This is a genomic window from Flavobacterium sp. GQ95, assembly GCF_059758655.1.
In genome coordinates this window covers 1,026,603-1,053,401 of sequence record NZ_JCAXEB010000001.1, presented here as the reverse complement: position 1 = coordinate 1,053,401, position 26,799 = coordinate 1,026,603, and the positions used below count along the sequence as shown (strand labels likewise).

Annotated in this window: 20 protein-coding genes and 2 tRNA genes; 8 read left to right on the top strand and 14 right to left on the bottom strand. The window is 32.2% G+C overall.

From position 1 onward, the window contains the following. Nucleotides 1–301 precede the first annotated feature (301 nt). Nucleotides 302–1,498 (top strand): C1 family peptidase, encoded by a 1,197-nt coding sequence (locus AC6CH4_RS04405; protein WP_498100496.1) that lies wholly within the window; start codon nt 302–304, stop codon nt 1,496–1,498. A 170-nt stretch (nt 1,499–1,668) separates the two neighbouring features. Here AC6CH4_RS04405 and AC6CH4_RS04400 read toward each other — a convergent pair whose 3' ends face one another. From AC6CH4_RS04400 to rseP, 7 genes are all read right to left on the bottom strand, one after another. Further along, nucleotides 1,669–2,070: a helix-turn-helix domain-containing protein gene (locus AC6CH4_RS04400; protein ID WP_498100494.1), complete on the bottom strand. Its 402-nt coding sequence runs from the start codon at nt 2,068–2,070 to the stop codon at nt 1,669–1,671. A gap of 220 nt (nt 2,071–2,290) precedes the next feature. After that, on the bottom strand, nt 2,291–3,232 hold the full coding sequence (locus AC6CH4_RS04395; protein WP_498100492.1) for a hypothetical protein: 942 nt from the start codon (nt 3,230–3,232) through the stop codon (nt 2,291–2,293). 5 nt (nt 3,233–3,237) lie between these two features. After that, complete coding sequence (locus AC6CH4_RS04390; protein ID WP_498100490.1) at nt 3,238–4,539, bottom strand: 5'-methylthioadenosine/S-adenosylhomocysteine nucleosidase family protein; 1,302 nt, start codon at nt 4,537–4,539, stop codon at nt 3,238–3,240. 2 nt (nt 4,540–4,541) lie between these two features. Next, a complete protein-coding gene (locus AC6CH4_RS04385; RefSeq protein ID WP_498100488.1) occupies nt 4,542–9,287 on the bottom strand; it encodes a hypothetical protein in 4,746 nt (1,581 codons plus the stop codon). Between the two features lie 157 nt (nt 9,288–9,444). Further along, nucleotides 9,445–9,518 (bottom strand) — tRNA-Asn (locus AC6CH4_RS04380). A 38-nt stretch (nt 9,519–9,556) separates the two neighbouring features. Continuing rightward, nucleotides 9,557–9,630, bottom strand: a tRNA-Asn gene (locus tag AC6CH4_RS04375). Between the two features lie 86 nt (nt 9,631–9,716). Beyond that, a complete protein-coding gene (gene rseP / locus AC6CH4_RS04370; RefSeq protein WP_498100486.1) occupies nt 9,717–11,057 on the bottom strand; it encodes an RIP metalloprotease RseP in 1,341 nt (446 codons plus the stop codon). Between the two features lie 200 nt (nt 11,058–11,257). On the opposite strand from rseP, the gene AC6CH4_RS04365 reads away from it, so the two are divergent. The 7 genes from AC6CH4_RS04365 (at nt 11,258) to hflX (ending at nt 21,832) form a co-directional block, all read left to right on the top strand. Then, nucleotides 11,258–12,331 (top strand): NADH:flavin oxidoreductase/NADH oxidase, encoded by a 1,074-nt coding sequence (locus AC6CH4_RS04365; protein ID WP_498100484.1) that lies wholly within the window; start codon nt 11,258–11,260, stop codon nt 12,329–12,331. A gap of 139 nt (nt 12,332–12,470) precedes the next feature. Beyond that, a complete protein-coding gene (locus AC6CH4_RS04360) occupies nt 12,471–13,511 on the top strand; it encodes a Gfo/Idh/MocA family oxidoreductase (protein WP_498100482.1) in 1,041 nt (346 codons plus the stop codon). 282 nt (nt 13,512–13,793) lie between these two features. Beyond that, nucleotides 13,794–15,011 (top strand): MFS transporter, encoded by a 1,218-nt coding sequence (locus AC6CH4_RS04355; protein WP_498100480.1) that lies wholly within the window; start codon nt 13,794–13,796, stop codon nt 15,009–15,011. A 227-nt stretch (nt 15,012–15,238) separates the two neighbouring features. Beyond that, nucleotides 15,239–18,076: a TonB-dependent receptor gene (locus tag AC6CH4_RS04350; RefSeq protein ID WP_498100478.1), complete on the top strand. Its 2,838-nt coding sequence runs from the start codon at nt 15,239–15,241 to the stop codon at nt 18,074–18,076. 18 nt (nt 18,077–18,094) lie between these two features. Next, nucleotides 18,095–19,444, top strand: coding sequence for a DUF5689 domain-containing protein (locus AC6CH4_RS04345; RefSeq protein WP_498100476.1), 1,350 nt, complete (start codon nt 18,095–18,097; stop codon nt 19,442–19,444). Between the two features lie 136 nt (nt 19,445–19,580). Next, a complete protein-coding gene (locus AC6CH4_RS04340; protein ID WP_498100474.1) occupies nt 19,581–20,447 on the top strand; it encodes a hypothetical protein in 867 nt (288 codons plus the stop codon). A gap of 155 nt (nt 20,448–20,602) precedes the next feature. Beyond that, a complete protein-coding gene (gene hflX, locus AC6CH4_RS04335; RefSeq protein WP_498100472.1) occupies nt 20,603–21,832 on the top strand; it encodes a GTPase HflX in 1,230 nt (409 codons plus the stop codon). Between the two features lie 162 nt (nt 21,833–21,994). On the opposite strand, the gene AC6CH4_RS04330 is transcribed toward hflX, so the two are convergent. From AC6CH4_RS04330 to AC6CH4_RS04300, 7 genes are all read right to left on the bottom strand, one after another. Further along, on the bottom strand, nt 21,995–22,945 hold the full coding sequence (locus AC6CH4_RS04330) for a DUF3078 domain-containing protein (RefSeq protein WP_498100470.1): 951 nt from the start codon (nt 22,943–22,945) through the stop codon (nt 21,995–21,997). Nucleotides 22,946–23,024: 79 nt separating this feature from the next. Beyond that, the gene (locus tag AC6CH4_RS04325; protein WP_498100468.1) at nt 23,025–23,534 is read right to left on the bottom strand and encodes a DUF2480 family protein; all 510 of its coding nucleotides are present in this window, start codon (nt 23,532–23,534) and stop codon (nt 23,025–23,027) included. A gap of 70 nt (nt 23,535–23,604) precedes the next feature. After that, on the bottom strand, nt 23,605–23,928 hold the full coding sequence (locus tag AC6CH4_RS04320) for an SUF system Fe-S cluster assembly protein (protein ID WP_053472865.1): 324 nt from the start codon (nt 23,926–23,928) through the stop codon (nt 23,605–23,607). 144 nt (nt 23,929–24,072) lie between these two features. Next, complete coding sequence (locus AC6CH4_RS04315) at nt 24,073–24,483, bottom strand: GxxExxY protein (protein WP_498100466.1); 411 nt, start codon at nt 24,481–24,483, stop codon at nt 24,073–24,075. Nucleotides 24,484–24,674: 191 nt separating this feature from the next. Beyond that, entirely contained in the window at nt 24,675–25,097 is a 423-nt protein-coding gene (locus AC6CH4_RS04310; RefSeq protein ID WP_192186392.1) for a SufE family protein, read from the bottom strand. 2 nt (nt 25,098–25,099) lie between these two features. Then, nucleotides 25,100–25,525: a hypothetical protein gene (locus tag AC6CH4_RS04305; protein ID WP_498100464.1), complete on the bottom strand. Its 426-nt coding sequence runs from the start codon at nt 25,523–25,525 to the stop codon at nt 25,100–25,102. A gap of 10 nt (nt 25,526–25,535) precedes the next feature. Continuing rightward, nucleotides 25,536–26,750 (bottom strand): aminotransferase class V-fold PLP-dependent enzyme, encoded by a 1,215-nt coding sequence (locus AC6CH4_RS04300; protein WP_498100462.1) that lies wholly within the window; start codon nt 26,748–26,750, stop codon nt 25,536–25,538. Nucleotides 26,751–26,799: the final 49 nt, after the last annotated feature.

Sequence of the window (26,799 nt, the reverse complement as noted above, 5' to 3'; positions counted from 1 at the left end):
CAGGTATGGTGTGTGTCAAAAAAGGAAAGCAAAATACCATTTATTTATTAATATAGCTATCAATTTCATAATTGTTTGCGACGTTATTGCTTTCTAGTATTAAGCAAAGAAAAATTATCTAATTATCTAATTGACACATTATCTAATTAACATTTGCATATTTTGTAAGTTTTTATAGATTAATAAAAACATTGTGTAAAAATTAACGGCAAAGCTTTAGTTTTATTAGTTAATATTTAATTGATTTGTAACAAAAATTAATTAAAGGTTACTAATTGGTTAACTATTTAAATCATTGATTATGTATAAAATTACGATGAAATCAGTTTTTGTAGCATCAGCATTTTTGCTTGGTGTGAGCAGCTGTTTTGCACAAGATGTTTTAGTAAACTCACTAAAGCTGAATGCGAGTGATAAAAGTAAAGAGAACTTTAAATTCACAGAGCAAATTAACCTTGGAACAACTTCGGTAAAAACACAAGGTTCTTCAGGAACTTGTTGGAGTTATTCTACAAATTCATTTTTAGAATCAGAAATGATTCGTTTGGGAAAACAACCTGTAGAATTATCTCAGATTTATTCAGCAAGAAATGTATATGTAGAAAAAGGAATTAACTATGTGCGTATGCATGGCGCTGTGACCCTGGGTGACGGAGGTGCGTTGCATGACGTAATCAATATGTACAAAAAATACGGAACTGTTCCGAGAGAAGCTTACACAGGATTAAACTACGGAACGGATAAGAATAAATTTGGCGAAATGGCAGCGCTTATCGAAGGCGTTTTAGCTGCTGTGGTTAAAAACCCGAATGGTGAGTTAACACCAAACTGGCAAAAAGCATATGCTGCAGTAATTGATTCTTATTTAGGAAAAGTGCCGGAAAACTTTACATACAAAGGAAAAAATTATACGCCACAAACTTTTGCAAAAGAAGTAGTGGGAATTAATCCTGATGAATATGTAGAAATGTCATCTTTTACCACTTCGCCATATTACCAAAAAACAACCATGATGGTGCCGGACAACTGGTCATTTGATCAGGTTTACAACGTAAAAGTAAATGACATGACAGATGTTATCGACAATGCGTTGAAAAAAGGATACACAGTAGCATGGGCAACTGATGTGAGTGAGAAAAGCTTTAGCTGGAAAAATGGTGTAGCCTATGTTCCGACAAAGAAATTTGATGATATGACCGCTGAAGAAAAAGCAGACATGTTCAACGGACCAAAACCAGAGCCGGAAATTACTCCTGAGATGCGTCAGGCTGCGTTTGATAATTACACTACAACAGACGACCACGGAATGCATATTATTGGTCTTGCAAAAGATCAAACCGGAAGAGAATATTATATCGTAAAAAATTCATGGGGAGAAACAAACGACTACAAAGGTTTCTTGTTTGTAACCAAAAATTTTGTGAAATATAAAACTACTGCTCTAATGGTGAATAAAGGTGGGATTCCTACTGAAATTGCTAAGAAGTTGGGGGTTTAGTTTTAGATCGGTTTTTAAAAATAGAAAAAGCGCTGCAAGTAAAATTGTCAGCGCTTTTTTTGTGATTTAGTGGTAGCTAGACAAATAAAAATGATAATCTCATAGCAAGAAAAAAGACTATCATGGAAGTGATAGTCTTTTTTTAATCTTTTTATTTATTCTTTAAGAATCTATTTTCCTTTCAACAACTTCTCCAAATACTCCACTTTTTCTTTTTCACCCAAAAGCAAGCGTTCGTAAAGTTCTACAACCTTATCAAGTGGATTGAATGAACAATTATGATTTTGACTGAAAGCTCCTTGGCTATTGCTAAAATCAGTATCATGAAATGTGTTGAAATAATTAATCATATTTTCTTCAGAGAAATTCTTAATTCCTTCAACAGACACACCTAAAGCTTCAGCAATTGCCTTTAGTTTTTCCTCATCTATCGTTTCACTATTTTCAATAGCAGAAATAGCCTGTTGGTTGGTTCCTAAAGCCTGCGCTAATGCTTCTTGTTTCATATCTCGAAGTTCACGAATACGGCTAATTTTTCGCCCTATATGATTTGGTTTTGTTAGTGTGCTCATAATTCAAAGATATTTAAAATTCCTGAGAAAGTTATTTGTGTTTTTGCTATTGCTTGATTAAACAAAAATACAATTTTTCTCACAGGTGGTAACTGAAAGTAAGTTTCATTTTGTAAATGTTGGAGCTTAAAAAAAGGATGGGTATAATAGTATCAAGACTGTGTTTTGTTTTAATTTTTTATGTTACCGAAATGTATGCCTTTTTAGTGATATTAAAAATTTAAATCTGTTTAAGAGTATATAGTAATCTATTAGAATGTTCAAGTATAATTTCCGGCAGAATTTGATTTAATTTTGTATTATCATTAAAAAATCTATTTCTATTTTTAAATTTTTGCAAGCTCCCATCTTTAAAGTCAGGTATTAATATAAATTTTTCTACGACAACTCTTTTCTTAATTTTGTAATAAACTTTTGAAAGATTGTCTATTGACGCATTATGAACTATTTGATTTCGAAGTATCATGATTTTCATTAAATTTTCAGATTTTTCATAAATGGAGTTTTTTAAATTATTTAATCTAGTATTATTACCATTCCCATATAAAACTTTATCGCATTTAAGTTTAGGATAACTTAAAAAATCAGTTTGCATGTTTTCGTATTCGTAAACAATTTTAGTAACAAAATCTAATTGACTGTAGAGATTGATAAATAAGTGATTTACTATAGATGTAATATTTGTTACGATTGGTCCCGAAGCATACTGCAAATCATCATCAATGATCAATCTATCATTGATGAGAAATGAATTCTCATTTAATACCTTGTAAAAATTTCCAAATAAGTAACTTGTTTCTAAAATGCTATTTTGTAGAGTTTCAACAATATTTGCACAGTCGTAGAAATAAAGTATTTTGTTTATCGATTCATTATTATTTAGAGAGTTGACATATTCTTCAAAATCTTTCTTAGATACATTAAACTCTGCATCAATTCCTCCCATTTGTAGAGCTGGATAAATTGAAGGTAATAAATCATAATATGTTTGTAAACTTCCGAAAAGCTTACATGCGAATTTGCGTCGTATTTTACTACAAGTATTTATTAATTCCTCTGTTTTATCATTCTCTTTAAAAATAAAATTTCCCGCACAATATTTAATCCAAAACCTGTCTATAGGTTTTTCAGTAGTAATGATGCCATCCAAGTTATAAAACATATATTTTATTTTAGAATTCCATCGTAAATAAGATATTTTAAAAACAATCCACTTGTATGAGCTGCAAATTTTTTCGCGGCATCTCCCTTACTACTTGTATAATCCATCACAGATTTAAATATTATCCAATTTGTTTTACCTTCATTTCCGAATTCACAAGCTCTTGCCACCCCGTAACTTTCCATTTCTACTGCAACAGTCTTTCTGTCAACAATTTTTATTTTATCTTCAAAAAAACCTTCTTTATTTATAACCATTGTACTGCATGCCATTCCATCAAAATGAATATCAATACTTTTTCCATGTACAGATAATGTGTCTTCCTTATTAATTTTTTCCTGTATATCACTTAGATGTGGCTCTACAAAATCTTTTAATTTAAATTCTATAATAGAATCGTGCTCAATTTCAAATTTTTCAATTGAAACTTTTACTTTTTTACCAGTACCATCATACAATTGGTCATAGCTAATTTTATTTTGATCTTTATCAAATAACTCAATTAAATCTCCTTTTTCATCTCTTATGTCTGAAATTTTTCCTTTTTGGAATGTAAATATTTTAGATGCTAATACAATATCTCCAAATTTTGTATCTTCTTTCGCACCACAGACTCCTGACATAATCATGTACTTCGGTTTAAATATTTCTAACATCTGTGTTGCAATAATAGCTGAATCAACCATCCCGGTTGCGCTCGGTATTGAAGCTACAACTTTTCTTGAAGGATCATTAATTAAATGACCTATCCAATATTTTTTTCTCCCAATATGAATAGAATCCTCTTCGTTCCAAACGAAATGCTTTTTTATTTGTTCAAATTCATCTTTATACAATGCGGTGATGATACCAAATTCATATTGTGAATCTGGATTTAGATTTTTTTTGTCTTTATTTTTGCAAGTAGGTGCGATACTTCCTAAACGAATAGAATCATGAATTTTATTATAATTATATACCGTTACACGATCATGTTCAATATCATATATATTTTTCGCAACCTCTCCACTATCTCCTGAAGAAACATATATTGGATTTATATCAAATTCATCCAAAATCCCGGAGCTTTTAAAATCCTTATATCCACCATGTTTTTCATCATATGAATTTGCTGCATGGAAAACATGACAAACAAATACAAAAGGTTGATTACCTGCTAAAGCAGAAAACTCTTTTTGAAAACTTGCCTTATCTTCAATTAACCTTACATCCTTATAAAGTTCTTTACCAATTCTCTTCTGTGTGTGTTCAGCCTCATGATTATCTTTTGTATCATACACAAAAAGTATTACTTCGTTTAATTTCATAATTATATTTTTTTTAATTTAATCACTTGTCTAAAAACATCATAATCATTACTATAGCTATATTCTACGGAATTATTAGGAAAACTATTTAAATCATTTAATTGTTGAAGACCAGTTCCTCCACCATATTCATTAAAGCTCGGATCCATACATTTATTGATTATAGTCAGTCCAACATTATTAGTTACAAAATTTAAATCCAATTCAATAATTATTGGAATAGATAAATCTGCATGACGAAAGTTATTCAAAATTTGCTCAAGTATCCCATCAAGTAATAACAGTTTTGGAATGTCTATGTCGAAATTTAATTTATCATATTCATTTACGTTAATAGTAGCATCTTCATAGGTTGCTTTAATCATTTCTAAAAAAATTTCAAATTCATGTATAAAATCCTTTGTAATAATGTTATAAAAGATTTTATACACATAACTTTCACTTGAAATAAAGTTTTTATTTATACTTTTCGCTAAACTTCTAATTTCTACAAAATTTGATGTCGAATTAATTCCGTAAATCATATCTGATAAAAAACCATATTTATTACGAAGTGATTTATCATTAGTTTCAATTTCATCAATTAAAGTTCTACCAAAAGGTAGAAAAAACTCAGGATGCGAACTAGAAAGATTTAGCAAAGAATCTATAAAGGGGGAAATGCAGTCCCAAGCTTTTATAATTGACTTCTCTGCCTCAATATTATAACCTTGAGATATAACATCTAACTGAACTAATAAAATATCCATTTGAGCAGATATATCAATATTATGAAATTTATCGTCTGTTATTTTTGCATAATTATTTTTCACTTTGGCAAGATTAGATTCATAATCATTGCTACTTACTAAACTATTAGAAAATGATCTAAATCTTTTAAGAATACGGTTATGGTCCTCTTTAATTGCTCCTTTTTCTATTAGTTTATTAATTAATAATTTTAGTTGTCCAGAATACTTAAATCTATTAATGTCTAATTGTTGAATAGGAAGATAAAAGGATAGCTTAAATAATATATAGTTTAAATCTGAATTTGATTTTACATACTTATTAAGTAAATCAGTAAAATTTTCTATATTGAGAATATCAAATAATTCTTTGTTCTTAAAAACAATAAAAATTAAGTGAAATAGATTTTTATTATTCCAATTAAAATATAATTGTTCTCGATTAATTATGGTTTCGGACCAAAAAAGTTTAAAAACAAACTCTTTAATTTTATCAATTATATCAGGAACTACCATTTGTATTTTATCAAATAAATATGGTTCATGTATTAAGACTCCGCAAAACAGTTCTATTGTTCGATATGGAAACTCTCCTCTTTTTGAGCTACTTCTCGATTCATACATAGAAATAAATTCATCAAATTCTTTAAAGTATTCTTTGTAGAATCTAAACTCGGTTATCTTACCTATTTCATTTCTAATTATAATTAAATCTTGAAAAACATTTTCTCCAGATTTTGATTTAATTAAATGCTTATTATTTCCCTGAGAAATGTTTTTCGCTTTTATTTCATCAAGTACTAAATAAGCTATTGATTTAATGTTTTTTGGAGTATTTGAGAACTGCAATAAATTATTTAGAGAATGTCTTTCTGAAGTTATAGGGCTCTTAGAATTGTAGTACGTTGGAATATGCCAATGCGACCCAAAAAATATTTTTATTTCAATATCTGTAGAAATATTAGAGATAGAACTTATTCTTGACAAAAATTCTCTTTTATGTTCGCTTAATCTACCAATAATTGAAAGGACATATATTTTTTTAACTCCTAAAAAAGCAACTTCATCTATCATTTGAATAATTGACTCACCAGAACATGACCCATCATCAATAATCATTGATGTCTTAGAAAGATATTTATTAATTAAATATTGAGGAGGGTGTGAAAATTTCCATCCATCACTAGTTGAAAATCTTTCCAATTCTTGAAAGTCAACATTTTGATTCTTAAGAATGTCATTTTTTATAAAATCAATATTAATATTTTTTATTCCAGAGTCTTTTGGAAAAAACACAACATTTAATTCTTTTAAAGATTCTCTTTCCTCTAACTTAGAAAATAAAACGGTCAGAAGTTTTTTTGAAATTTCAGAATCTTTTAACACATTATCCATATCGAAAAAATAAGGATGTATTAAGTTGTTAAAACTAAAATAGCCAACATGTATATCTTCGGGATTAATTAATTTTACAAACTCATCGTTTTCCAAAAGTACAGAGTTTTTAAAATTAGTATCGAAAATAGATTGTGTTATTGGTGTATTAGTAAATGGATTAATTCTGATGACTTTAAGTTTCTTCTCATGAAGAAGCGCACTAATATCTTTCCTCTTAAATTTTTCAAGTTTATAAGGGTAAATCGTGATTAATTTGTTTTTGATCTTAGAATAGTCTTTACCATCAAATTTTTCATCAATAGCATCAATTATAACACCTATTTTATGAAGTTCAGCACCTAAACTATTGAGATGCAACTCCAATTTCTCAACCATAAAACCTGTCGAAATGACATCACAAATCAAAACAACTTTCTTTCCATTAATTATAGAATTACTGAAATTTTCCTCCTTTTCAAATGAAAAATAATTATCCAATAGAATACATTTTTCAGAATGGATTTTATTGCTTTCAATTAAAGTCTTTATTATTTTTTGACTACTTGAAGTAATTCCAATAAAAAAACAACTTTCAATTTCTCCAATTGAGTTTTCCAATTCGTAAAAAAGCTCATTTGATAGATAATTAAGTTTGTCACTATTATTTAAAACATCAAAAAGCTGTATATACTCGTATTGATAATAATTACCGTTACAAAGAAATACTGAGCCATCCTCTTTTTTGATATTTGGATTTATCAAATTTACAAGTTCATGATTTCGAGAGATGGAGATCTTCTCTTTATAAAAATCTAAAATTTGAGATGATTTTAGTATGGAGACTAGATTTCCATGCTCATCATAGGTATTTATATGCCCTACTAAATCTTCAGGATTTTCAAAATCAGAATATGCCAAATTGTGACTTTCATAAAGTAATTGATTTAGCTTTTTAATATCTTCTTCTGAATAAACTCCTAACCAAAATAACTCAATATTGTTTCGATTGAGATTTATAAAGACGAAAGGAGTAGGATGAAAAGTAAATTTTTTGTCCGTAAAGGTTAAATTAGATATTTCGTTTTTTATGTTTTCAAGAAATTGTATAGGTGGTGGGTTTACGACAATAATATTTTTTGAAGAATTAATGTCATAGTCAGAGCATAAGAAGTAAATAATTTTTTTTGTAATTCTTTCATCTAATTCATAGCCCTTAAAGTCAATATAAATTAGGTTTTCCTCCACATGCTTAAAATCCTTTACCAAATTTTCAAAAAGATGATTGTAAAGATCCTCTTTTCCTACATACAATTCTTTTATTTTATTTTGAATTTCAAAAACACTTATATATTTGATTTTGGTGCTAGTAAAATCCACTTTAGGAGACTCTAAAAATGGTTTTATTGAAGAGTAATCAAATGCTTTATGTAAATTTCTTTCTGGGATATATATACTAATAAGAGTTCCTGGGAAAAAATCACCAGATCTTCCAAAAGTTTGAATAGCGTTTGAAAAATCTTTATTCTCTGAGAAATCAAACGCTACCTTACCATAATTACTTCTTGCAACCAACAATCCTTCAAATCTTTTTACAATTGACAAAACATCAAACAATCCTCGAGGAACTATAAAAGACTCTAAGTATCTTTCATGAACTTTATGCTGCGATGAAGTTGGCATAAATGCAAACTCTAATATTTTTGAATCTAAGTGCTCGTCAAGGCCTTTGGAAGAAAACCCTTTTTTATCACTCTGATTATAAGACTTAGAAAGAGATTTTGGTATACCTTCTCCAAAATCTAAAAAAGATATTTGAAGTAAAGATTCATTTTTATATTGTTTTTCTTTTGAGTCATAATAAAAACTTTTTAATTCAGGGATTGACTCGTCTTCGAAATTTTTTCTGAGTATGAACTGTATCTTTTCATTACTAATATTAGACTTCATTTTCTTTTTTAAAGAAAGACTCATAAATGCAAAGTCATTTTCATTTGGGAAAATGGATTTTTCAAAATGATCTAAAAAATTCTCATACAGTTCTTTTGTAATTATTGAACTAATGGTCTTGTTTTCAAATGGCAAATAGCAATTGTTATCTTTTAAAATTTCATTGGTAGCCTCCGTAAGATTAAAAATTTTAGAAAGCATTTCTCCAATTTCATTATCCTTGTATTTTTCTATTTTATTTAAAGCCAAGAAAGGTGTCACTCCATATCTATCATAGATCTCGTGATTGGAAAGTTTTATACTATATTTTTTCTTTAATTGTTCTATGAAGTTCCCATCTATATCAAAATATTTGTTATATTCCTCATTAGGGGCAATTTGGTAAATTTTCCATATTTCCCAAATCTCTACAAATTGTTTTGCAATTCTTACATCTACAAATTCACCCGAACCGTTTTTTAAAAAATTAAACTTGAAGCTTATGTCGAGATCTGCTAAGTATTTAAGCAGTCCAGTAACAACTAAAATACCTTGGTTATCAATCCACTCTACGTCAGAAAAATCAAATTTATAATTGTTTTTCTTTTCATAATCAGTGTTATAGTAATTATAAAATTCATTGACTATCTCATCAATTTTTTTTTCTCCTACTTTTTTTTTGAATTTTATAATTTTAGTAAATTCTTGTCCTCTCAAAATATTAGTTTTTGATATTGCAAAAGCTAATATAATAAGAAAGTATTTATAAAATCATTAATTGACGCTTTATTGACTTAGTCTATTGGGAAGGTTTATTGTTATTGACTTTAGCAAAAAAAAATACCACTTACATATGTAAGTGGTATTTAATAAGCTCCCTCTCTTGGGCTCGAACCAAGGACCCTCTGATTAACAGTCAGATGCTCTAACCAACTGAGCTAAGAAGGAATCACCTTAAAGGTAAATATGTTTGCTAAAAAAAGTTGCTCCCCCTCTTGGGCTCGAACCAAGGACCCTCTGATTAACAGTCAGATGCTCTAACCAACTGAGCTAAGGAGGAAGTTGTTGCTCTTTTTAGCGAGTGCAAATATAGTTGATTTTTTAATTTACCAAAAATATTTTAACTCTTTTTATTAATTATTTTTTCTACTTGACAATCGCCTTGTAAATATCGTTTCCGTTAGCAAATAAAAGCAGTGCTATAAGTAGAACGAAACCAACCATTTGGGCGTTTTCAAGGAATTTATCGCTTGGTTTTTTACCACTAATTATTTCGTATAATAAAAACATCACATGACCACCATCTAGTGCCGGAATTGGCAATAAATTCATAACGCCAAGCATAATTGACAATAAAGCAGTGATTGACCAGAAGGTTTCCCAACTCCATGAACTCGGAAAAATGTTAAAAATCGCTGCAAAACCACCCACTTGTTTGTATGCTTTTGTCTCTGGATTAAAGATCATTTTCAATTGCTTTCCGTAACCTACTAATTGGTTTTTTCCTTTTGTAAGTCCAACCGGAATAGATTCAGCAAAACTATATGTTTTAGTACTGATTTTATAGTAACCTAATTTTTCTAATGATTTTATATCTAAGCTACCCGCAACAACTCCTAAAGTCCCCTTTGCAGAAACCTTAACCGTAATTGGTGTTTCTTTTAAATCACGCAATACAACAGCAGGAATCGTTTTGCCTTTATTTACCTCTAAAATTCCTTTAACCTGATCAAAATATTTAGCTTCTTGCCCATTTAATGTGATAAGCAAATCTTTTGGTTTAAGCGAAGTATTTTGCGAATCATCCTGAAGCTTTCCAATAACAAAAGGCATTCTCGGACTAATCAATAAACTTTTTTCATGTTTTGATAGTTTGTCAACAAAATCTGTCGGTATTTTGATAGTTTGTTGCTGTCCGTTTCTTTCAATCAGAATTTCTTTGGCCATGATCACTTTCATGTTAGTGTCATCGTCAAAGTTTTCGATTTTCTGACCGTCGATAGAAATTATTTTATCTCCTGTTTTTATTCCTATATTTTCAATTGCAGGATTGGTTACCCAAACACCATCTTTTAAATCTGCATTCGCCACATAAGTATCACCGTAAGCAAACGCCATTCCGATATATATAATAAAAGCAAGAATAAAGTTAACTGTAACACCACCCAACATGATGATCAAACGCTGCCAAGCCGGTTTAGAACGAAATTCCCACGGTTGAGGTGGTAATGCCATTTGTTCTTTGTCCATACTTTCGTCGATCATCCCGGAGATTTTTACATAACCTCCAAGCGGCAACCAACCAATTCCGTATTCTGTTTCGCCAATTTTCTTTTTTAACAAGGAGTATTTAACATCAAAAAACAAGTAAAATTTTTCGACTCTGGTTTTAAATAATTTTGCAGGGATAAAATGCCCTAATTCGTGAAGAATAATAAGTAAAGATAAACTCAATAGAAATTGAGAGAGTTTGATAACTATATCCATTTTGTATTTTTAGTTCGTAATTTAACGCACAAAAGTAACGTTTCTATTTTAATTTGATAGTGCAATATAAGACATAAGGTTTTAAATGTTTGTTAATTAATAAACATTTAGATTTCTCCTTTTAAGAAGAAGCTTTAACTTTACTTTTTTAACCACTATCTACCCAATTGGTAGTGTAAAACCATTAAAAGTTACATTATATGGCTTCATTATTATTTTCTCCACTTACTATAAAAAAAATTACTTTAAAAAATAGAATCGTTATTTCGCCTATGTGCCAATATTCGGCAGTTGACGGATTTGCAAACGATTGGCATTTGGTACATTTAGGAAGCCGTGCCAGCGGAGGCGTAGGCCTGATTATTCAGGAAGCCACGGCGGTTTCTCCCGAAGCCAGAATTTCTCCTGCTGATTTAGGAATCTGGAAAGACGAACACATTCAAAAATTAAAAACAATCAACGCATTTATCGTTTCGCAAAATGCGATTCCAGGGATTCAGCTGGCGCATGCAGGACGAAAAGCCAGTGTTTCAGCTCCCTGGGAAGGCAATAAAAAGTTAGATTTCGCTCAGGGCGGATGGCAGACGGTTTCTTCAAGCGCGATTCCGTATCACGATGGTGAACCGTTTCTTCCGGAAGCTTTGGATAAAGACGGAATACAAAAAGTGATTTCCGATTTTAAAGCCGCAACTAAAAGAGCAGTTGAAGCCGGTTATCAGGTTGTAGAAATTCATGGTGCACATGGCTATTTACTGCATCAGTTTCTTTCTCCTCTAACGAACAACAGAACTGATGCATACGGAGGAAGTTTCGAAAACAGGATCCGTTTTACTTTAGAAATTGTAGAAGCAGTTCAATCCGAATGGCCGTCAGACCTGCCTGTGTTTGTCCGAATTTCAGCAACGGACTGGGCAGAAGGTGGATGGAGCCCTGAAGAATCTGTACAACTTTCGGTAATCTTAAAAGAAAAAGGAGTAGATTTAATTGATGTTTCGTCTGGCGGATTAGTTTCGCATCAGCAAATTCCGCTGCACCCCAATTATCAGGTTCCGTTTGCAGAAAAAATTAAAAAAGAAGCAAATATTTTAACGGGAGCAGTTGGTTTAATAACGCACGCCATACAAGCCGAAGAAATTTTGAAAAACAATCAGGCCGATTTAGTTTTATTCGCCAGAGAATCTTTAAGAAATCCTAACTTGCCGTTAGATTTCGCCAGAGATTTAAACGATGATATTCAATGGCCAAAACAATACGAACGAGCTAAAATTAAATAAATATATTTAGCCAGGATTACATAGATTAAAAAAAGTTGCCACGAATTACACTAATTTTTACTAATTTTTTTACTTAGTTTGAATCCAATATAATTCGTGGAAATTAGTGTAATTCGTGGCAAAACCAAATACCAAAAACATGCAAAAAATAAGAACAGCACTATTATCATATGGAATGTCGGGGAAAGTTTTTCACGCTCCATTTTTAGACATTCATGAGGGATTTGAATTATTAGGTTCCTGGGAAAGAAGTAAAAACCTTATTCAGGAAGATTATCCTTATGTAAAAAGTTATCCAACAATCGATGATTTACTAGCAGACGATGTCGATTTGGTAATCGTAAACACTCCTGTTGGAACCCATTATGAATATGCTAAAAAAGTGCTTTTGGCCGGAAAACATGCCGTTGTCGAAAAAGCTTTTACAACGACTGTAGCCGAAGCAGAAGAATTAGCATCAATCGCAAAAGAAAAAGGATTAAAATTAGCTGTGTTCCAAAACAGAAGATGGGACAGCGATTTTAAAACCATTCAGAAAATAATCAAAGACGGTGTCTTAGGAGATTTGGTCGAAGCCGAATTTCATTTTGACAGATACAATCCAATATTAAGCCCAAAAGCGCATAAAGAAACTGCCAATGATGGTGCTGGAATTTTGAAAGATTTGGGCCCGCATTTAATCGATCAGGCAATTTGTTTGTTTGGTTCGCCAAAATCGGTTTTTGGAGATATTCGTTACACCAGAGAAAATTCTTTGGTTGATGACTGGATCGATTTAGTATTGATTTATGAAAACTTCAGAGTGCGTTTAAAAGCTAGTTTTTTTGTGAGAGAACCTAATCCTGCGTACACTATTCATGGTAAAAAAGGTTCGTTTTTAAAAGAGCGCGGAGATGTTCAGGAAGACCAATTGAAACTCGGAAAAAAACCAAATTTAGATACCTGGGGAACAGAATCAGAAATCTTTCGGGGATTTTTACATACAGAAATTGACGGAGAATTAGTCCAGGAAAAAGTACCAACGCTTCAGGGAAATTATTTCTCGTTTTTTGATGGTGTTTATGATTCCATTGCAAACAACAAACCAGAACCGGTTACAGCACAAGACGGTGTAAAAGTAATGCAGATTATTGAAGCCGCTATTGCAAGTAACGCACAGCAGAAAGTAATTAATTTGTAAATAAAATTGGCCACGGATTTGACGGATTAAAAACAGCTTTAGCACGGATTTTTTTTAATCCTTTTAATCTTTTAATCTGTGGCAAAAAAAATACAGACGCACAGTAGTGCGTCTTTTTTTATGCAGATAGATAGAAAACCTTTGTCTCTTTGTTCCTCAAAACCTTTGTTCCTTAAAAAAATTATAAACATATAACGTTATAAATTGAGGAACTGGTGGTCTTCGTTAGTGTGTAAAGTCATTTTTTGTATTTTTATAGTAGAAATTTAAAAATCAATCACTTTGATCAACTTCAATCCGTTATCACTTTTCCAAACTAAAGGGAAAATCAAGAAAGTCTATAGAGAAGCAAAAGCTTCTTATTTAAACCGAATTCGTTTTGCTGTTGGAATGTTTTATTTCGGAATGGGTTTAAGTTTTGCAACCTGGGCAAGCCGAATTCCGGATATTAAAACCGCTTTGCATTTAACCGAAGGAGATTTGGGATCTATACTTTTTGCACTTCCAATGGGACAATTAGCCATTATGCCTTTTTCCGGAAAAATGGTAACCAAATTTGGAAGCCACCGCATTTTGGTTTTCTCCTTAATAATGTATGTTTTTTGTCTCGCCAATTTAGGTTTGGCAACAACAGCATTACAATTATCTTTAGGCTTATTTTTGTTTGGCTTGTTCGGAAATCTGGCGAACATTGCCGTAAATACACAGGGTGTCTATACAGAAGTACTTTTCAAAAAAACAATAATGTCTGCTTTTCACGGTATGTGGAGTTTTGCCGGATTTACCGGAGCTTTGGTAGGTTTAGGAATGTTAGCTTTAAAACTGTCGCCATTGCATCACTTTATAATTGTAGGAGCCATCGTGTTATTGATGGTAGCCTTCAATTTTAATTTTTTGGTAAGAGCCAAAGAAAAAATTAAGAATAAAACAGAGAAGAAAAAAATATTTGCAAAGCCAGACACAACCTTATTATGGCTTGGTGTAATTGGTTTTTGCAGTATGGCCAGCGAAGGCGTAATGTTCGACTGGAGCGGTGTTTATTTTAAAGATATTGTAAAAGCGCCTGGAGCATTAGTAATTTTAGGATATACTTCGTTTATGATCATGATGGCCAGCGGACGTTTTTTAGGCGATAATCTAATTAACAAATTTGGACGTGAACGCGTGATGCAGATTAGTGGTGTTATGATCTCTGCCGGACTTTTTACAGCCGTTTTTCTTCCTTATATTATTCCGTGTACGATTGCTTTTATGGCAGTTGGTTTAGGAGTTGCTACAATTGTGCCGACCGTTTATAGTATGGCTGGAAAAAATCCCACAGTACCAGCCGGTGAGGCACTAACTATAGTTTCAAGTGTAAGCTTTCTTGGTTTCTTAATGGGGCCTCCGATAATTGGGCATATTGCTCAAAATTTTGGACTTCAGTTTTCGTTTGCCTTTATCGGAATCTTTGGCGTTCTGATTGCTTTTATGGTATCTAAAATTAGAACGACAGCTTAAAAATTAACGCTTAAAAAAACAAAAAATAGGCAAAGCTACTTAATTAATTTCAAATTTCAATTCAAACATTAGTAGGAATTTATTTATTTTTTAAAATGTTTTATTTACATTTGAATTTCAGATTTCACTAAGAATCTGAATTAGAATGCTTTTTCCAAAAACCAATTTTATCTTTTGAATAAGGATTAATATCCGAAATCTATTTTGAAAGTAAATTGGAATTTTTAATGGGAAAAAAGTACTTGCTCTTTTTTGTTTTATTGTCTCTTAATTTTGTCTTCGCACAAGAAGAAACGACTTTTTTTGGATTTGTGATCGATGCCAAGACACAAAATCCTATAGAGAATGTTGTTGTCTCTATCCAAAATTCTTCCCTGACACAACTTACATTACCGGACGGAAGATTCGAACTGCATTCTCAAATAAAAGGAGAACAGTTGCTTTTAATTCACAGCCAGGGCTACAAAGATTTGCTTTTAAAACTGGAATCCAATCTTGGATTTAAAGTTAATCTCGGAATTTTACAATTAGAAGATAATTTCTCAGATGAAACCCCAGCTGCTTTAATAACCTTATTAGAAAGCGATTTTTCAGATGATAATAGTTCATCTGAGATGACTTCCGGTCTTTTACAAGCTTCAAAAGATGCTTTTATGCAGGCCTCGGCGTTCAATTGGGGACAGGCCCGATTTAGAGTTCGGGGTCTCGATAGTGAAAACGGAACGATGATGCTCAACGGTATGGTCATGAATAAACTTTATGACGGAAGACCACAATGGAACAATTGGGGTGGTTTGAATAATGTACTTCGAAATCAGGAATTCTCTGTTGGAACTGCACCTTCCGCTTATACTTTTGGAGGCATTTTAGGAACACAGCAAATTTTTACCCAGGCGTCAATGTATAGAAAAGGAGGACAGCTAACATTTTCAGGAAGCAATACGTCATACAATTGGCGTGCAATTGGAACATACGCTTCCGGAATGAATGTTTCGGGTTGGGCATATGCTGTTTCAGCAGGAAAACGTTGGTCGGATGAAGGTTTTTTTGAAGGAACAAATTTCAAAGCGGAATCTTTTTTTATCAGTGTAGAAAGGAAATTAAATTCTAAGCAATCCTTGAACTTTACAGGCTTTTATACACCCAATTCCCGAGGAAAAAATTCAGCAAATACAGATGAAGTAACGCAATTAACAAACGAAAAATACAATTCGTATTGGGGTTTTCAGAACGGAGAAAAACGAAATGCAAGAGTAAAAAGGGTGGAAGAACCACTTTTAATGTTGAATCATTATTTTAAAATTGATGAAAAGACAAACCTCAATTCGAGCGTTATGTATCAGTTTGGGAAAGTAGGAAATAGTAATATCGATTATCAAAAAGCGGACAGTCCAGACCCAACATACTACCGAAAATTGCCGAGTTATTTCAGTTCGTTTTATGCAAAAGATCAGGGAGAATTTTCAGGTGCTTTTACTCCGGATTATGAAAATGCAGAAAAGAGCAAAATCCTGTTTTGGGAGAATTCTCAAATAGATTGGGATGTGATGTATAGTGCAAATCAAAAACCAATTGCAAATTCAGACAAAACAGTTATTGATTATGAACCAGCGCAGAGTCGTTATGTTTTATATGAAGATCGAACAGACGATAAAACTTTTGCAGTAAGTTCAAATTTGAATGCACAGTTAACAACTAACATTTCTTTTGATGGTGGTGTAAATTTTCGAAACCTGAAATCGCATAATTTTCAATATCTTTTAGATTTACTCGGCGGTGAATATTTTGAAGATATTGATCCGTTTTATAAAGGAAATGAATCACAATCAGATTTACAAAATCCAAATCGGCAAGTAAAAGTGGGGGATACTTATGGCTACAATTATAATTTTTTAGCTAACACAATTGATGCTTTTACACAATTTAAATTCTCTTATAAAAAGACTGATTTTTTTTTGGCTCAATTGTATTCTGTATCTAATTATCAACGGGAAGGATTGTATCAAAACGGAATTTATCCCACAACTTCTCTCGGTAAAAGCCAAAAAGTAAATTTTGAAAATTTTGGCTTCAAAGGTGGGTTTACCTATAAAATTTCCGGAAAACAATCTTTGTTTTTTAATGGATCACATTTGTCAAGAGCACCTTCGCTCCGGAATACATTTTCAAATTCACGACTCAATAATTCTATTGTTGACGGAATAGAAAGTGAAAATATTTCAAGTGCCGAAGCCAATTATGTTTATCATTCCCCCAAATTAAAAATACGTTTGACTGCTTATTATACGTTGATTAAAAACAGCACAAAAACTTCCTTTTTTTATGCCGAAGGTATTTTTGACAACGGCGCAGGTTACGATGCAACAGATGCTTTTGTAAGTCAGACTCTGACACATTTAGACAAGAAAAATAGTGGGGCAGAATTGAGTTTTGAGTATCAAATTTCATCTACCTTAAAAGCGACTTTATCAGCTGCGTATGGTAGTTATACCTATAATAGTAATCCGGATGTTTTGATAATTAACGATGCAAATGCTGTAAAAGCAGATAAACAAACGACTTTTGATTTTGGCAAGGCTTACATTAAAAATTACAAACAAGCGGGAATGCCACAACAAGCTTTTTCGTTGGGACTCGAATATAGAGATCCGAAATTTTGGTGGATTGGTGCTAATATTAATTATCTCACAGAAAGTTATATTGATATTTCTCCAATTACCAGAACAGCACAATTTTATATCAATCCGGCAAATGGTTTTCCTTTTCCGGAAGCTACAAAACAACGAGGTGATGAATTATTAAAGCAGGAAAAGTTTAATCCAATCACATTACTAAATATTTCAGGAGGTAAATCCTGGCGTGTTCATGGAAAATATATTGGACTTTTTTCAAGTGTAAATAATGCTATGAACTCCATATATAAAACGGGTGGTTTTGAACAGGCAAGAAACGCCAACTTTAGAGCTTTAAACCAGGATGTTTCGAGCGGGACACCATCATTTGGCCCAAAATATTATTACGGATACGGTCGGACTTATTTTGTAAATCTTACGATCGGTTTATAAATCTGAAACAGAATTTTTATGAAAAAGCTATTTTTAAATTCAATTTTTACACTTTCATTATTACTTATTTATGGCTGTAATAATGATGTTGAAACGCCTAAATTGGACTGTACTCAACCCGATTTTACAGTCAATAAAACAGTCGAAAAAGTGCATGATCTTGCAGGCACGGTTGCAAAGCAATATGTCTATGATGATATTATAGAAGCCTATGTAGTATCAAGTGATGAAGACGGGAATTTTTTTAAGACCATTTCGTTTCAGACTTTGGCAAAAGAAAGAATTCCCGCAATTGGTTTTAGTGTTCCCGTAGATGCTTCAAATACTTATATCGATTATCGAGTAGGAAATAAAGTGTTTGTAAAACTTAAAAATCAGTTTACAGATTTATTTTATGGAGGATTGCGAATAGGTAGTCTGAATGTGAGTAATGCCGGAGACCCTACTATTGGCCGAATTTCGCAGAATGATTATAAAAATGTATTGAATGCTTCTTGTACAATTGTTGATGAAAACCTATTAGTTAAGAAAATTTCTATTGAAGAAGCATTAGATGATACTAAATTAAATACTTTGATAGAACTTACTGATGTAGAATTTACAGAAGGGGCTCTCGGTCGTCATTACTTTGAAGAAACGAATAATGTCGGAGGTTCGACCAATTGGAATTTACGGGATAAAACAGGCAATCAGATTATTTTCAGGACCAGTAGTTTTGCCAGTTTTTCAGATCAACTGGTTCCCGAAGGAAGCGGAACGGTTCGTGGTATTTTGACAAAATTTGGTTCTGATTATCAAATGGTGATTCGGTCAAAAGAAGATGTTGTAATGAATGGAAAAAGAAATGTTCCATTTTTTGCCGAAGATTTTCAAACGGTAAAAAACAATGTAAATTTTACATTGCCGGGATGGAGCAACATTGTAGAAAAAGCCTCAAAATTATGGAAAAGCATGGTTTATGGCGGGAATGGTTATGCAGAGTTTAATACGACAGGTACAACAGCTGCTGAGAATATTGCCTGGCTGATTTCTCCTAAAATTAATATGACGGGTTATAAAAATGCTGTCTTGTCTTTTAGAAGTGCGCAACATGATTTGAAAATGGATTCCCCTTTAAATGCATTGGAAGTTTATGTTTCTACTAATTTCGATGGCTCGAATGTCACGAAGGCAAATTGGAAAAAATTAGAGGCAAAATTTCCTTCTTTGTCAACGCTGCCCCGCGCTTTTATAAGTTCCGGAGCAATTGATTTATCTGCTTATTCAGGAAATATTCATATTGCATTTAAATATATTGGTTCAGGGAAAGACAAAACCTTAAATGGTGCTTTCATGGTTGATGACATTAAAATTTTTGGCGAAAAGTAGGTTGTGTTTTTTTAAAATGAATTTAAAGTGTTGATTTTTTGGATGATAATTTAGTAGTATATTTTTTTTGAGATTTAAACTATTAAAATTTGATGGAATTTTGTATTTTGGTCATCCCAAATTGATACTTAAAATTATGAAAACCTACTTTATCGCCATCCTGATGATGGTACTTCCATGCTTAGTGCATAGCCAGGACAATACTGCGCCTGTTCGTTTAAAGCAAATTAATATTGTAAAAACAAACTATCAGAACTCGACCGATGGTGAAATTATAAATAAAACTGTTGTGTTTAAAGATGGTAAAATACAGACCATTACCACTTCAGATGTTGTTCAGCATTTCTTTTACAACAAAGCCGGATTACTCGATATGACTGTAAAAGACAAAGTAGGAAGCGATTGGAAAGAAGTTGTAAATTATACTTATGATGCGGATAATAACATCACAAAATTTGTCAAAAAATATCAGGAAGGCCCTGATTATATAACAAAAGTAGTCACCTTCTTTTATGAAGGCGCCAGAATAAAAGTCACGACTAAAAAAAGTACCAATCATCAAAACTTAGTTGATGATATTGAGTATATTGTTGAAAACGGTATTATTGTAAGACGTACTTCTCGTGATAAAAACAAACAGATTGTTGGTAAAATCGAATATGTTTATACCAATGATAATGTGGTAAGACACAAAGGTTTGGTAGGAGATAAAATCTCTAAAACCTATACGTTTGATGATAAAAAATCGGTAGATCAACTTATTGTTCAGACTTTGTTTGGCGATAATTATAAAGTAATTGTACCAATGATTTCTTATCACGAAGATGAGTTTAGCTTTGAAGCAATATCCTATAATAATGAAGTAAATTTTAGTCCGTCATCTAGTGCTTTGGTTGCCGTAAGCAGAAAATATAAATACAACAAATTAAATTTTCCAATTTTCTGTACTCAGATCGAGGAGAACGGAATCGTAAAAACGGAGAAAACATTTATCTACGAATAAAAACTGTATTTTCAGTTAGATTAAACCATTTAGAGTAATTTCTAAATGGTTTTGTTTTTTAAAAATAGCAACAAACTCTTAAATAGAACTTAAAAACAATATTCTATAAGGGTTAGTGTGCTACAAATCATTAAATTTGCACCTTATTCAAAGCTATGTTAGAAAAAGAAGTTATAAATTTTGAAAGAACTGCCATTGTTGGTATTGTGACTCAAAATCAAAGTGAGGAAAAACTTAACGAATATCTTGACGAATTAGAGTTTTTAACCTACACCGCTGGAGGTGAAGTTATCAAGCGTTTTTCGCAAAAAATGGAACGCCCGAATCCAAAGACTTTTATGGGAACGGGAAAAATTGAAGAAATTAATCTTTATGTAAAAGAAAACGACATATCGACTTTAATTTTTGATGATGAATTGTCACCTTCGCAACAAAAAAATATCTCTAAAATTATAGATTGTAAAATCTTAGACAGAACCAATTTGATTCTGGATATTTTTGCACAAAGAGCGGAAAGTTCTTATGCAAGAACTCAGGTTGAGTTGGCGCAATGTATCTATTTATTGCCAAGACTTTCTGGTTTATGGACGCACCTTGAGCGTCAAAAAGGGGGTATTGGTATGCGTGGACCTGGGGAAACGGAGATCGAAACGGACAGACGTATTGTTCGCGACAGAATCTCGTTGCTTAAAGAAAAAATCAAAACGATCGATAAACAAATGGGTGTTCAGCGTAGCAATCGCGGTGCGATGGTACGTGTGGCTTTGGTTGGTTATACCAATGTTGGAAAATCGACTTTGATGAATGCTGTTGGTAAAAGTGATGTTTTTGTTGAGAATAAATTATTCGCAACCCTGGATACAACGGTTCGAAAAGTGGTGATAAAGAACTTACCATTTTTACTTTCGGATACTGTAGGTTTTATTAGAAAATTGCCAACACAATTGGTAGATTCTTTTAAAAGCACACTTGATGAGGTTCGTGAAGCCGATTTACTATTGCATATTGTAGACATTTCGCATCCTGATTTTGAAGATCATATTGCATCTGTAAATCAGACTTTGCAGGATATTAAGGCACATGAAAAACCTGTAATTATGGTTTTCAATAAAATTGATGCCTACAAACATTTGACGATCGATGAAGATGATTTAATGACGGAGAAAACACCAAGACATTATACGCTTGACGAATGGAAAGCAACCTGGATGCATCGTTTGGGAGAAGAAAATGCATTATTTATTTCGGCAACCAATAAAGAAAATTTTGAGGAATTTAGAGAAAGGGTTTACGAAGCAGTTCGCCAGATTCATATTACGAGATTTCCTTATAATAAATTCTTGTATCCGGATTATAAAGATGCAATCGAAAAAGAAGAAGAATAAGAATTTTTTTTACCGTAAAGTGCGCAAAGATTTTTTATATTAAGGTAAAATAAAATGCAAAGTTCGCAAAGCTAAATCAACATCCAGCTTTGCGAACTTTGCATTTTATAAATAAGCTTTAAAAAAAATCTTTGCGCTCTTTGCGGTAAAATAGTACAAGGATTAAAATCCAAAATTAAGCCCTAAACCAAATACTTCTCTGGTTTGAAGACCCTGATAGGCATTGTCGTCATAAATTGCCTGAAAGGATAAATTGGCCGACAAAAATTTGTTCACTTTCATGATAATATTAAGCGAGTAATCGATATCAACATTTTGAGGATCTTCTAAATAATTAGAATATAAATTCAAAGTATTTTCGGCTGTTACATTGGTCATAATCGCGAGTTTGTAATATAGTGAAGCGTAGAAACCCAGTTCATAACGCATACTTTTACCTTCATCAACGCCAAAATACTCTCCGTCTACATAAGGCAGACTAGTTAGCTGATTTATACCTGTAGTGTAAGCGCTATCGACAAAAGTAAATTTTGAAGTAAGTGGTGCAAAGTTGATTTTCAGATTAGCATCTTTTGTCCAGTAAATTCCGGGACCAGTGGTTAGATAGCCCGGAGACATAAACTTAGTCCTTTCGGTTCTGATTTCTTTTCCGTTAGGATCCTGACCATAAATATAACCTGTTGAAAACTGAGTTCTAAAATTCAGAAAGTAAGAGTAATACCATTGACCAAAAGCTTTTTTCCCGACAATGGAATTGAATTCTAATCGGTCATCTGTTTTTTTTGTGAAGTCATCATTTTTGGTCTGTAAAAGTCCATAAGAAGCAAGAACTTTATTGTCCCAGGTTATGTCGTCTTTTTTGTAATTGAAATCGTAGTTGATTCCGAGAGTCCCTGAAAAGCTGTCTTCACCTCCGGCAATCCAATTATTAAAACTCGATTGATTTAATAAAAGTGAAACAGTTCCTTTTGTCTTCCAACCTTCTCCTTCAATAGTATCGTTAATTTTTTTTACTGCTTTTTCAGTATTCTGAATTAATTCTTTTTCGGTGTTTTGGGCTTGTACAAAAGGGAAGTTTACTAAAATGAAAAGTAATAACGTTAGCTTTCTCATAGTCTTTAGTTTAGAAGTGTATTAACAAATATACTAAAAACCGTTAAAAGGTTCGGTATTAATTGATCGTAAAAGAAAGTTATTTCTTAGTTTCTTTGTACAGCGGAACTGCTGAACAAGCTTCTCCGTACATAATGCTTCTGGCAAAAGGTTGCAGATATGTAGTGGCTAAAATATACGCACGCATTGGAACTGGTTTTTTCGAACAGCCCTTTACGATGACAGGTTTGTTTTTGTACTCTGAATAATCAATGTTTTTTAAGATTTCTTCGTATAAACTGCCGTCTAAATCTTCGATAGTTCCATTCACTACTTTTTTTGCATAAGGTGTCAGATGAACACTCACTAAAATTAATGCCCAAGCCGGAACAATGGCATCAGTACTACAATTTACAGCTACATATTGATCCTGATATTGTGACCAATCATGATTTTTTAAATGCTCTCTAAAGTCTTTTTCTTTCAATAAAAATCCTTCTAAAAGCCATTGCGAAATGTCAATTTGCACACGCATTCCCCTTGGATAATAATCTTCCAAATCGAATACTTCGAGTGCGCTGTTTGCAACTTTATTGATGATTTCTTCCATTTTATTTAGTTTTCAGTCGCAGTCTCAGTCACAGTGAAAGCTGTAAACTGAGACTGTAAACTGTATACTTTTAAAGCATTCCTAATTCTAATTTTGCTTCTTCGCTCATTAAATCTTTGCTCCAAGGCGGATCGAAAGTAATTTCAACATCCACATCTTTGATATGTTCGATTGTTTTTACTTTTTCTTCTACTTCTCTTGGTAAACTTTCCGCTACAGGGCAGTTTGGCGACGTTAATGTCATTAAGATTTTTACTTCGTAATCTGTGTTAACCATTACATCGTAAATCAATCCTAATTCGTAAATATCTACAGGAATCTCCGGGTCGTAAATTCCTTTTAAAACTTTTACAATAGATTCTCCTAATTCGTTTGTGTCAATTTCTTGTTCCATTTTTTTGTTTTTTTTCCACCATATAAGTAATATAAGTTCATTTAAAAAGGGGCGTTATTCTGCAACTCTATAAAAATGGTTTTAGATCATTTAAGCGACGGGCTTATAATCTCTTATATTACTTATATGGTTTAATTTTAATTTTTATTCTTCAAGCCATCGATATAATTCGTTGACATATGTTTTTTGGCCTTCGTGATAAATATTTGTGACGTTGAAATTTATCATTAATCCTATCGGGCATTTTAAAAGTTTCATATATGACATTAATTTGGCAATATGAATTGGTATAACTTGATCGACAGATTTTAGTTCAACGACTAAACAATTTTCAATAAATAAATCACATCTCAAATCTGATTTTAATTCGAGACCTTTATATTCAACTGGAATTATCAATTCAGATTGAAAATTAATTCCTTTTAAAGATAATTCTTTAATCATGCATTGATGATAAATGTTCTCCAAAAGTCCGGCTCCAATGCTTTTATGAACTTCAATTGCTGCTCCATTAACTTGATAAATTAAATCTTTCAAATATTTCTTCGTTATCATTACTATTTTTCAGCAATAATAAGAAATATAAAAGAAAGATAAAACTTACTTTTTATTTTTTCCACCATGTAAGTAATGTAAGTTCATTTAGAAGATTGGATTTTAACCTTTTCTTATATTTTAACTTATAAGCCCAGCGAACACAAAGCTTATAATCCCTTAGATGGACTTATATGGTTTAAAATAAAACTTTAATTGTTTTTTGCATTAAAAGCCAAAGCGTACATTTTGATGTTTTTAATCATCGACACTAAGCCGTTTGCACGTGTTGCTGATAAATGTTCTTTTAAACCAATTTCATCAATAAATTGAGTGTCCGCATTTATAATATCTTCTGCTTTTTGATTCGAGAAAGCACGGATTAAAATCGCGATTATTCCTTTGGTTAAAATAGCATCGCTATCTGCAGTGAAGACAATTTTGTCATCGTTTTGTTCACCATGCAACCAAACTTTCGACTGGCATCCTTTGATTAAATTCTCGTCAGTTTTGTATTCTTCATTAATTAACGGAAGACTTTTTCCTAATTCGATGATGTACTCATAACGTTGCATCCAATCATCGAACATTGAGAATTCATCTATTATTTCGTTTTGTATCTCTTTTATTGTCATAATTATTTTTTAGCAAAATCCGTCAGCAAATTTACCAATTTTTCGATTTCCTTTGGAGGAAAACCATTGTCGAAACCTTTCGTTTCGTATGTTTTTGGATTCTGTATTATTTTTAAATTTCCGATTGCCGCGCCATCATAAAAACGTTTTTCTGTTGGTGCTTTTAAAGCAGAGAGACTATCTAAATTTATTTTCTCAAATTCCGATACAATTTTATTCCATTTTGCATTATCTATTTCAGTTACAATTGCTTCGGTATCTCTTCCATTTGTTACCGCGACTTTTTGATCTTTAACGACAATTCTTTTGTATAGTCCGCGAGACATGGCAGTGTATTCGATTTCAGTTCCTGTCATATCTGTTTTTTTTTGACTTGAACAGCCCGTTCCAATAAAAAGAACCAGGAGTAATAAAGATATTGTTCTCATAAAATGTGTTTTAGCTTAACATGGTTTTTGCTTTTTTAACCGCTTCAACCATAGCGTCAATTTCTTCTTTGGTATTGTAGAAAGAAAACGAAGCACGAATGGTTCCCGGAATACAAAAGAAATTCATGATGGGTTGTGCGCAATGGTGACCTGTACGAACGGCGATTCCTAATTTATCGATAATAGAACCGACATCGTAAGGATGAATTCCATCAATATTAAACGAAACCACAGAAGCTTTATTTTTTCCGGTTCCGTAAATTTTCAGGCCTTCAATTTCTAATAGACTTTTTGTAGCGTGTGCTAATAATTCGTTTTCGTACTGTTGAATATTTTCGAAACCAATATTGTTTAAGTAATCGATAGCAGTTCCCAAAACAATTCCGCCAGCAATATTTGGCGTTCCGGCTTCAAATTTATGAGGAAGATCAGCATAAGTCGTTTTCTCGAAAGTCACTTCTTTGATCATTTCGCCACCGCCCTGATAAGGAGGAAGTTTGTTTAACCATTCTTCTTTTCCGTATAAAATTCCGGTTCCGGTTGGACCGCACATTTTATGTCCTGAAAAAGCATAAAAATCACAATCTAATTCCTGAACATTTGGTTTTAAATGTGGAACTGCCTGTGCACCATCAATCAAAACAGCAGCACCAACCGCATGTGCTTTATCAATAATATATTTTATCGGATTGATGATTCCCAATGCATTCGAAATATGATTTACGGTAACGACTTTAGTTTTTTCTGATAACAGAGCATCAAAAGCTTCCATGATCAATTCACCATTTTCGTTCATCGGAATCACTTTTAAAGTTGCTCCGGTTTTTTCGCATAACATTTGCCAGGGCACAATATTACTATGGTGCTCTAAAGACGAAACAATTACTTCATCGCCTTGTTTTAAAATAGATGCAAAACCATTCGTAATTAAATTGATTCCGTGTGTTGTTCCAGAAGTAAATAGTACTTCGTGAGCAAATTTTGCATTAATATGTTGTTGTACTTTACCACGAGAAACTTCGTAAGCATCAGTAGCTAATTGACTTAAAGTGTGAACACCTCTATGGATATTGGCGTTTATTTCCTGATAATATTTCACTTCAGCATCGATCACAATTTGTGGTTTTTGTGAAGTCGCTCCGTTATCGAAATATACCAATGGTTTTCCGTTTACTTTTTGTGAAAGTATCGGAAATTCAGCTCTTATTTTTTGGATATCTAGCATGTCTTATTTAGAAAAATTCTATTTACAAAAGTACTAAAACTAAATTTGT

What these genes read in the sequence shown, in the direction of transcription:
- AC6CH4_RS04405 (WP_498100496.1), top strand. Translation starts at nt 302, where the DNA reads ATGTATAAAATTACGATGAAATCAGTTTTTGTAGCATCAGCATTTTTG.
- AC6CH4_RS04400 (WP_498100494.1), bottom strand. Translation starts at nt 2,070, where the DNA reads ATGAGCACACTAACAAAACCAAATCATATAGGGCGAAAAATTAGCCGT.
- AC6CH4_RS04395 (WP_498100492.1), bottom strand. Translation starts at nt 3,232, where the DNA reads ATGTTTTATAACTTGGATGGCATCATTACTACTGAAAAACCTATAGAC.
- AC6CH4_RS04390 (WP_498100490.1), bottom strand. Translation starts at nt 4,539, where the DNA reads ATGAAATTAAACGAAGTAATACTTTTTGTGTATGATACAAAAGATAAT.
- rseP (WP_498100486.1), bottom strand. Translation starts at nt 11,057, where the DNA reads ATGGATATAGTTATCAAACTCTCTCAATTTCTATTGAGTTTATCTTTA.
- AC6CH4_RS04365 (WP_498100484.1), top strand. Translation starts at nt 11,258, where the DNA reads ATGGCTTCATTATTATTTTCTCCACTTACTATAAAAAAAATTACTTTA.
- AC6CH4_RS04360 (WP_498100482.1), top strand. Translation starts at nt 12,471, where the DNA reads ATGCAAAAAATAAGAACAGCACTATTATCATATGGAATGTCGGGGAAA.
- AC6CH4_RS04350 (WP_498100478.1), top strand. Translation starts at nt 15,239, where the DNA reads ATGGGAAAAAAGTACTTGCTCTTTTTTGTTTTATTGTCTCTTAATTTT.
- AC6CH4_RS04345 (WP_498100476.1), top strand. Translation starts at nt 18,095, where the DNA reads ATGAAAAAGCTATTTTTAAATTCAATTTTTACACTTTCATTATTACTT.
- AC6CH4_RS04340 (WP_498100474.1), top strand. Translation starts at nt 19,581, where the DNA reads ATGAAAACCTACTTTATCGCCATCCTGATGATGGTACTTCCATGCTTA.
- hflX (WP_498100472.1), top strand. Translation starts at nt 20,603, where the DNA reads ATGTTAGAAAAAGAAGTTATAAATTTTGAAAGAACTGCCATTGTTGGT.
- AC6CH4_RS04330 (WP_498100470.1), bottom strand. Translation starts at nt 22,945, where the DNA reads ATGAGAAAGCTAACGTTATTACTTTTCATTTTAGTAAACTTCCCTTTT.
- AC6CH4_RS04325 (WP_498100468.1), bottom strand. Translation starts at nt 23,534, where the DNA reads ATGGAAGAAATCATCAATAAAGTTGCAAACAGCGCACTCGAAGTATTC.
- AC6CH4_RS04320 (WP_053472865.1), bottom strand. Translation starts at nt 23,928, where the DNA reads ATGGAACAAGAAATTGACACAAACGAATTAGGAGAATCTATTGTAAAA.
- AC6CH4_RS04315 (WP_498100466.1), bottom strand. Translation starts at nt 24,483, where the DNA reads ATGATAACGAAGAAATATTTGAAAGATTTAATTTATCAAGTTAATGGA.
- AC6CH4_RS04310 (WP_192186392.1), bottom strand. Translation starts at nt 25,097, where the DNA reads ATGACAATAAAAGAGATACAAAACGAAATAATAGATGAATTCTCAATG.
- AC6CH4_RS04305 (WP_498100464.1), bottom strand. Translation starts at nt 25,525, where the DNA reads ATGAGAACAATATCTTTATTACTCCTGGTTCTTTTTATTGGAACGGGC.
- AC6CH4_RS04300 (WP_498100462.1), bottom strand. Translation starts at nt 26,750, where the DNA reads ATGCTAGATATCCAAAAAATAAGAGCTGAATTTCCGATACTTTCACAA.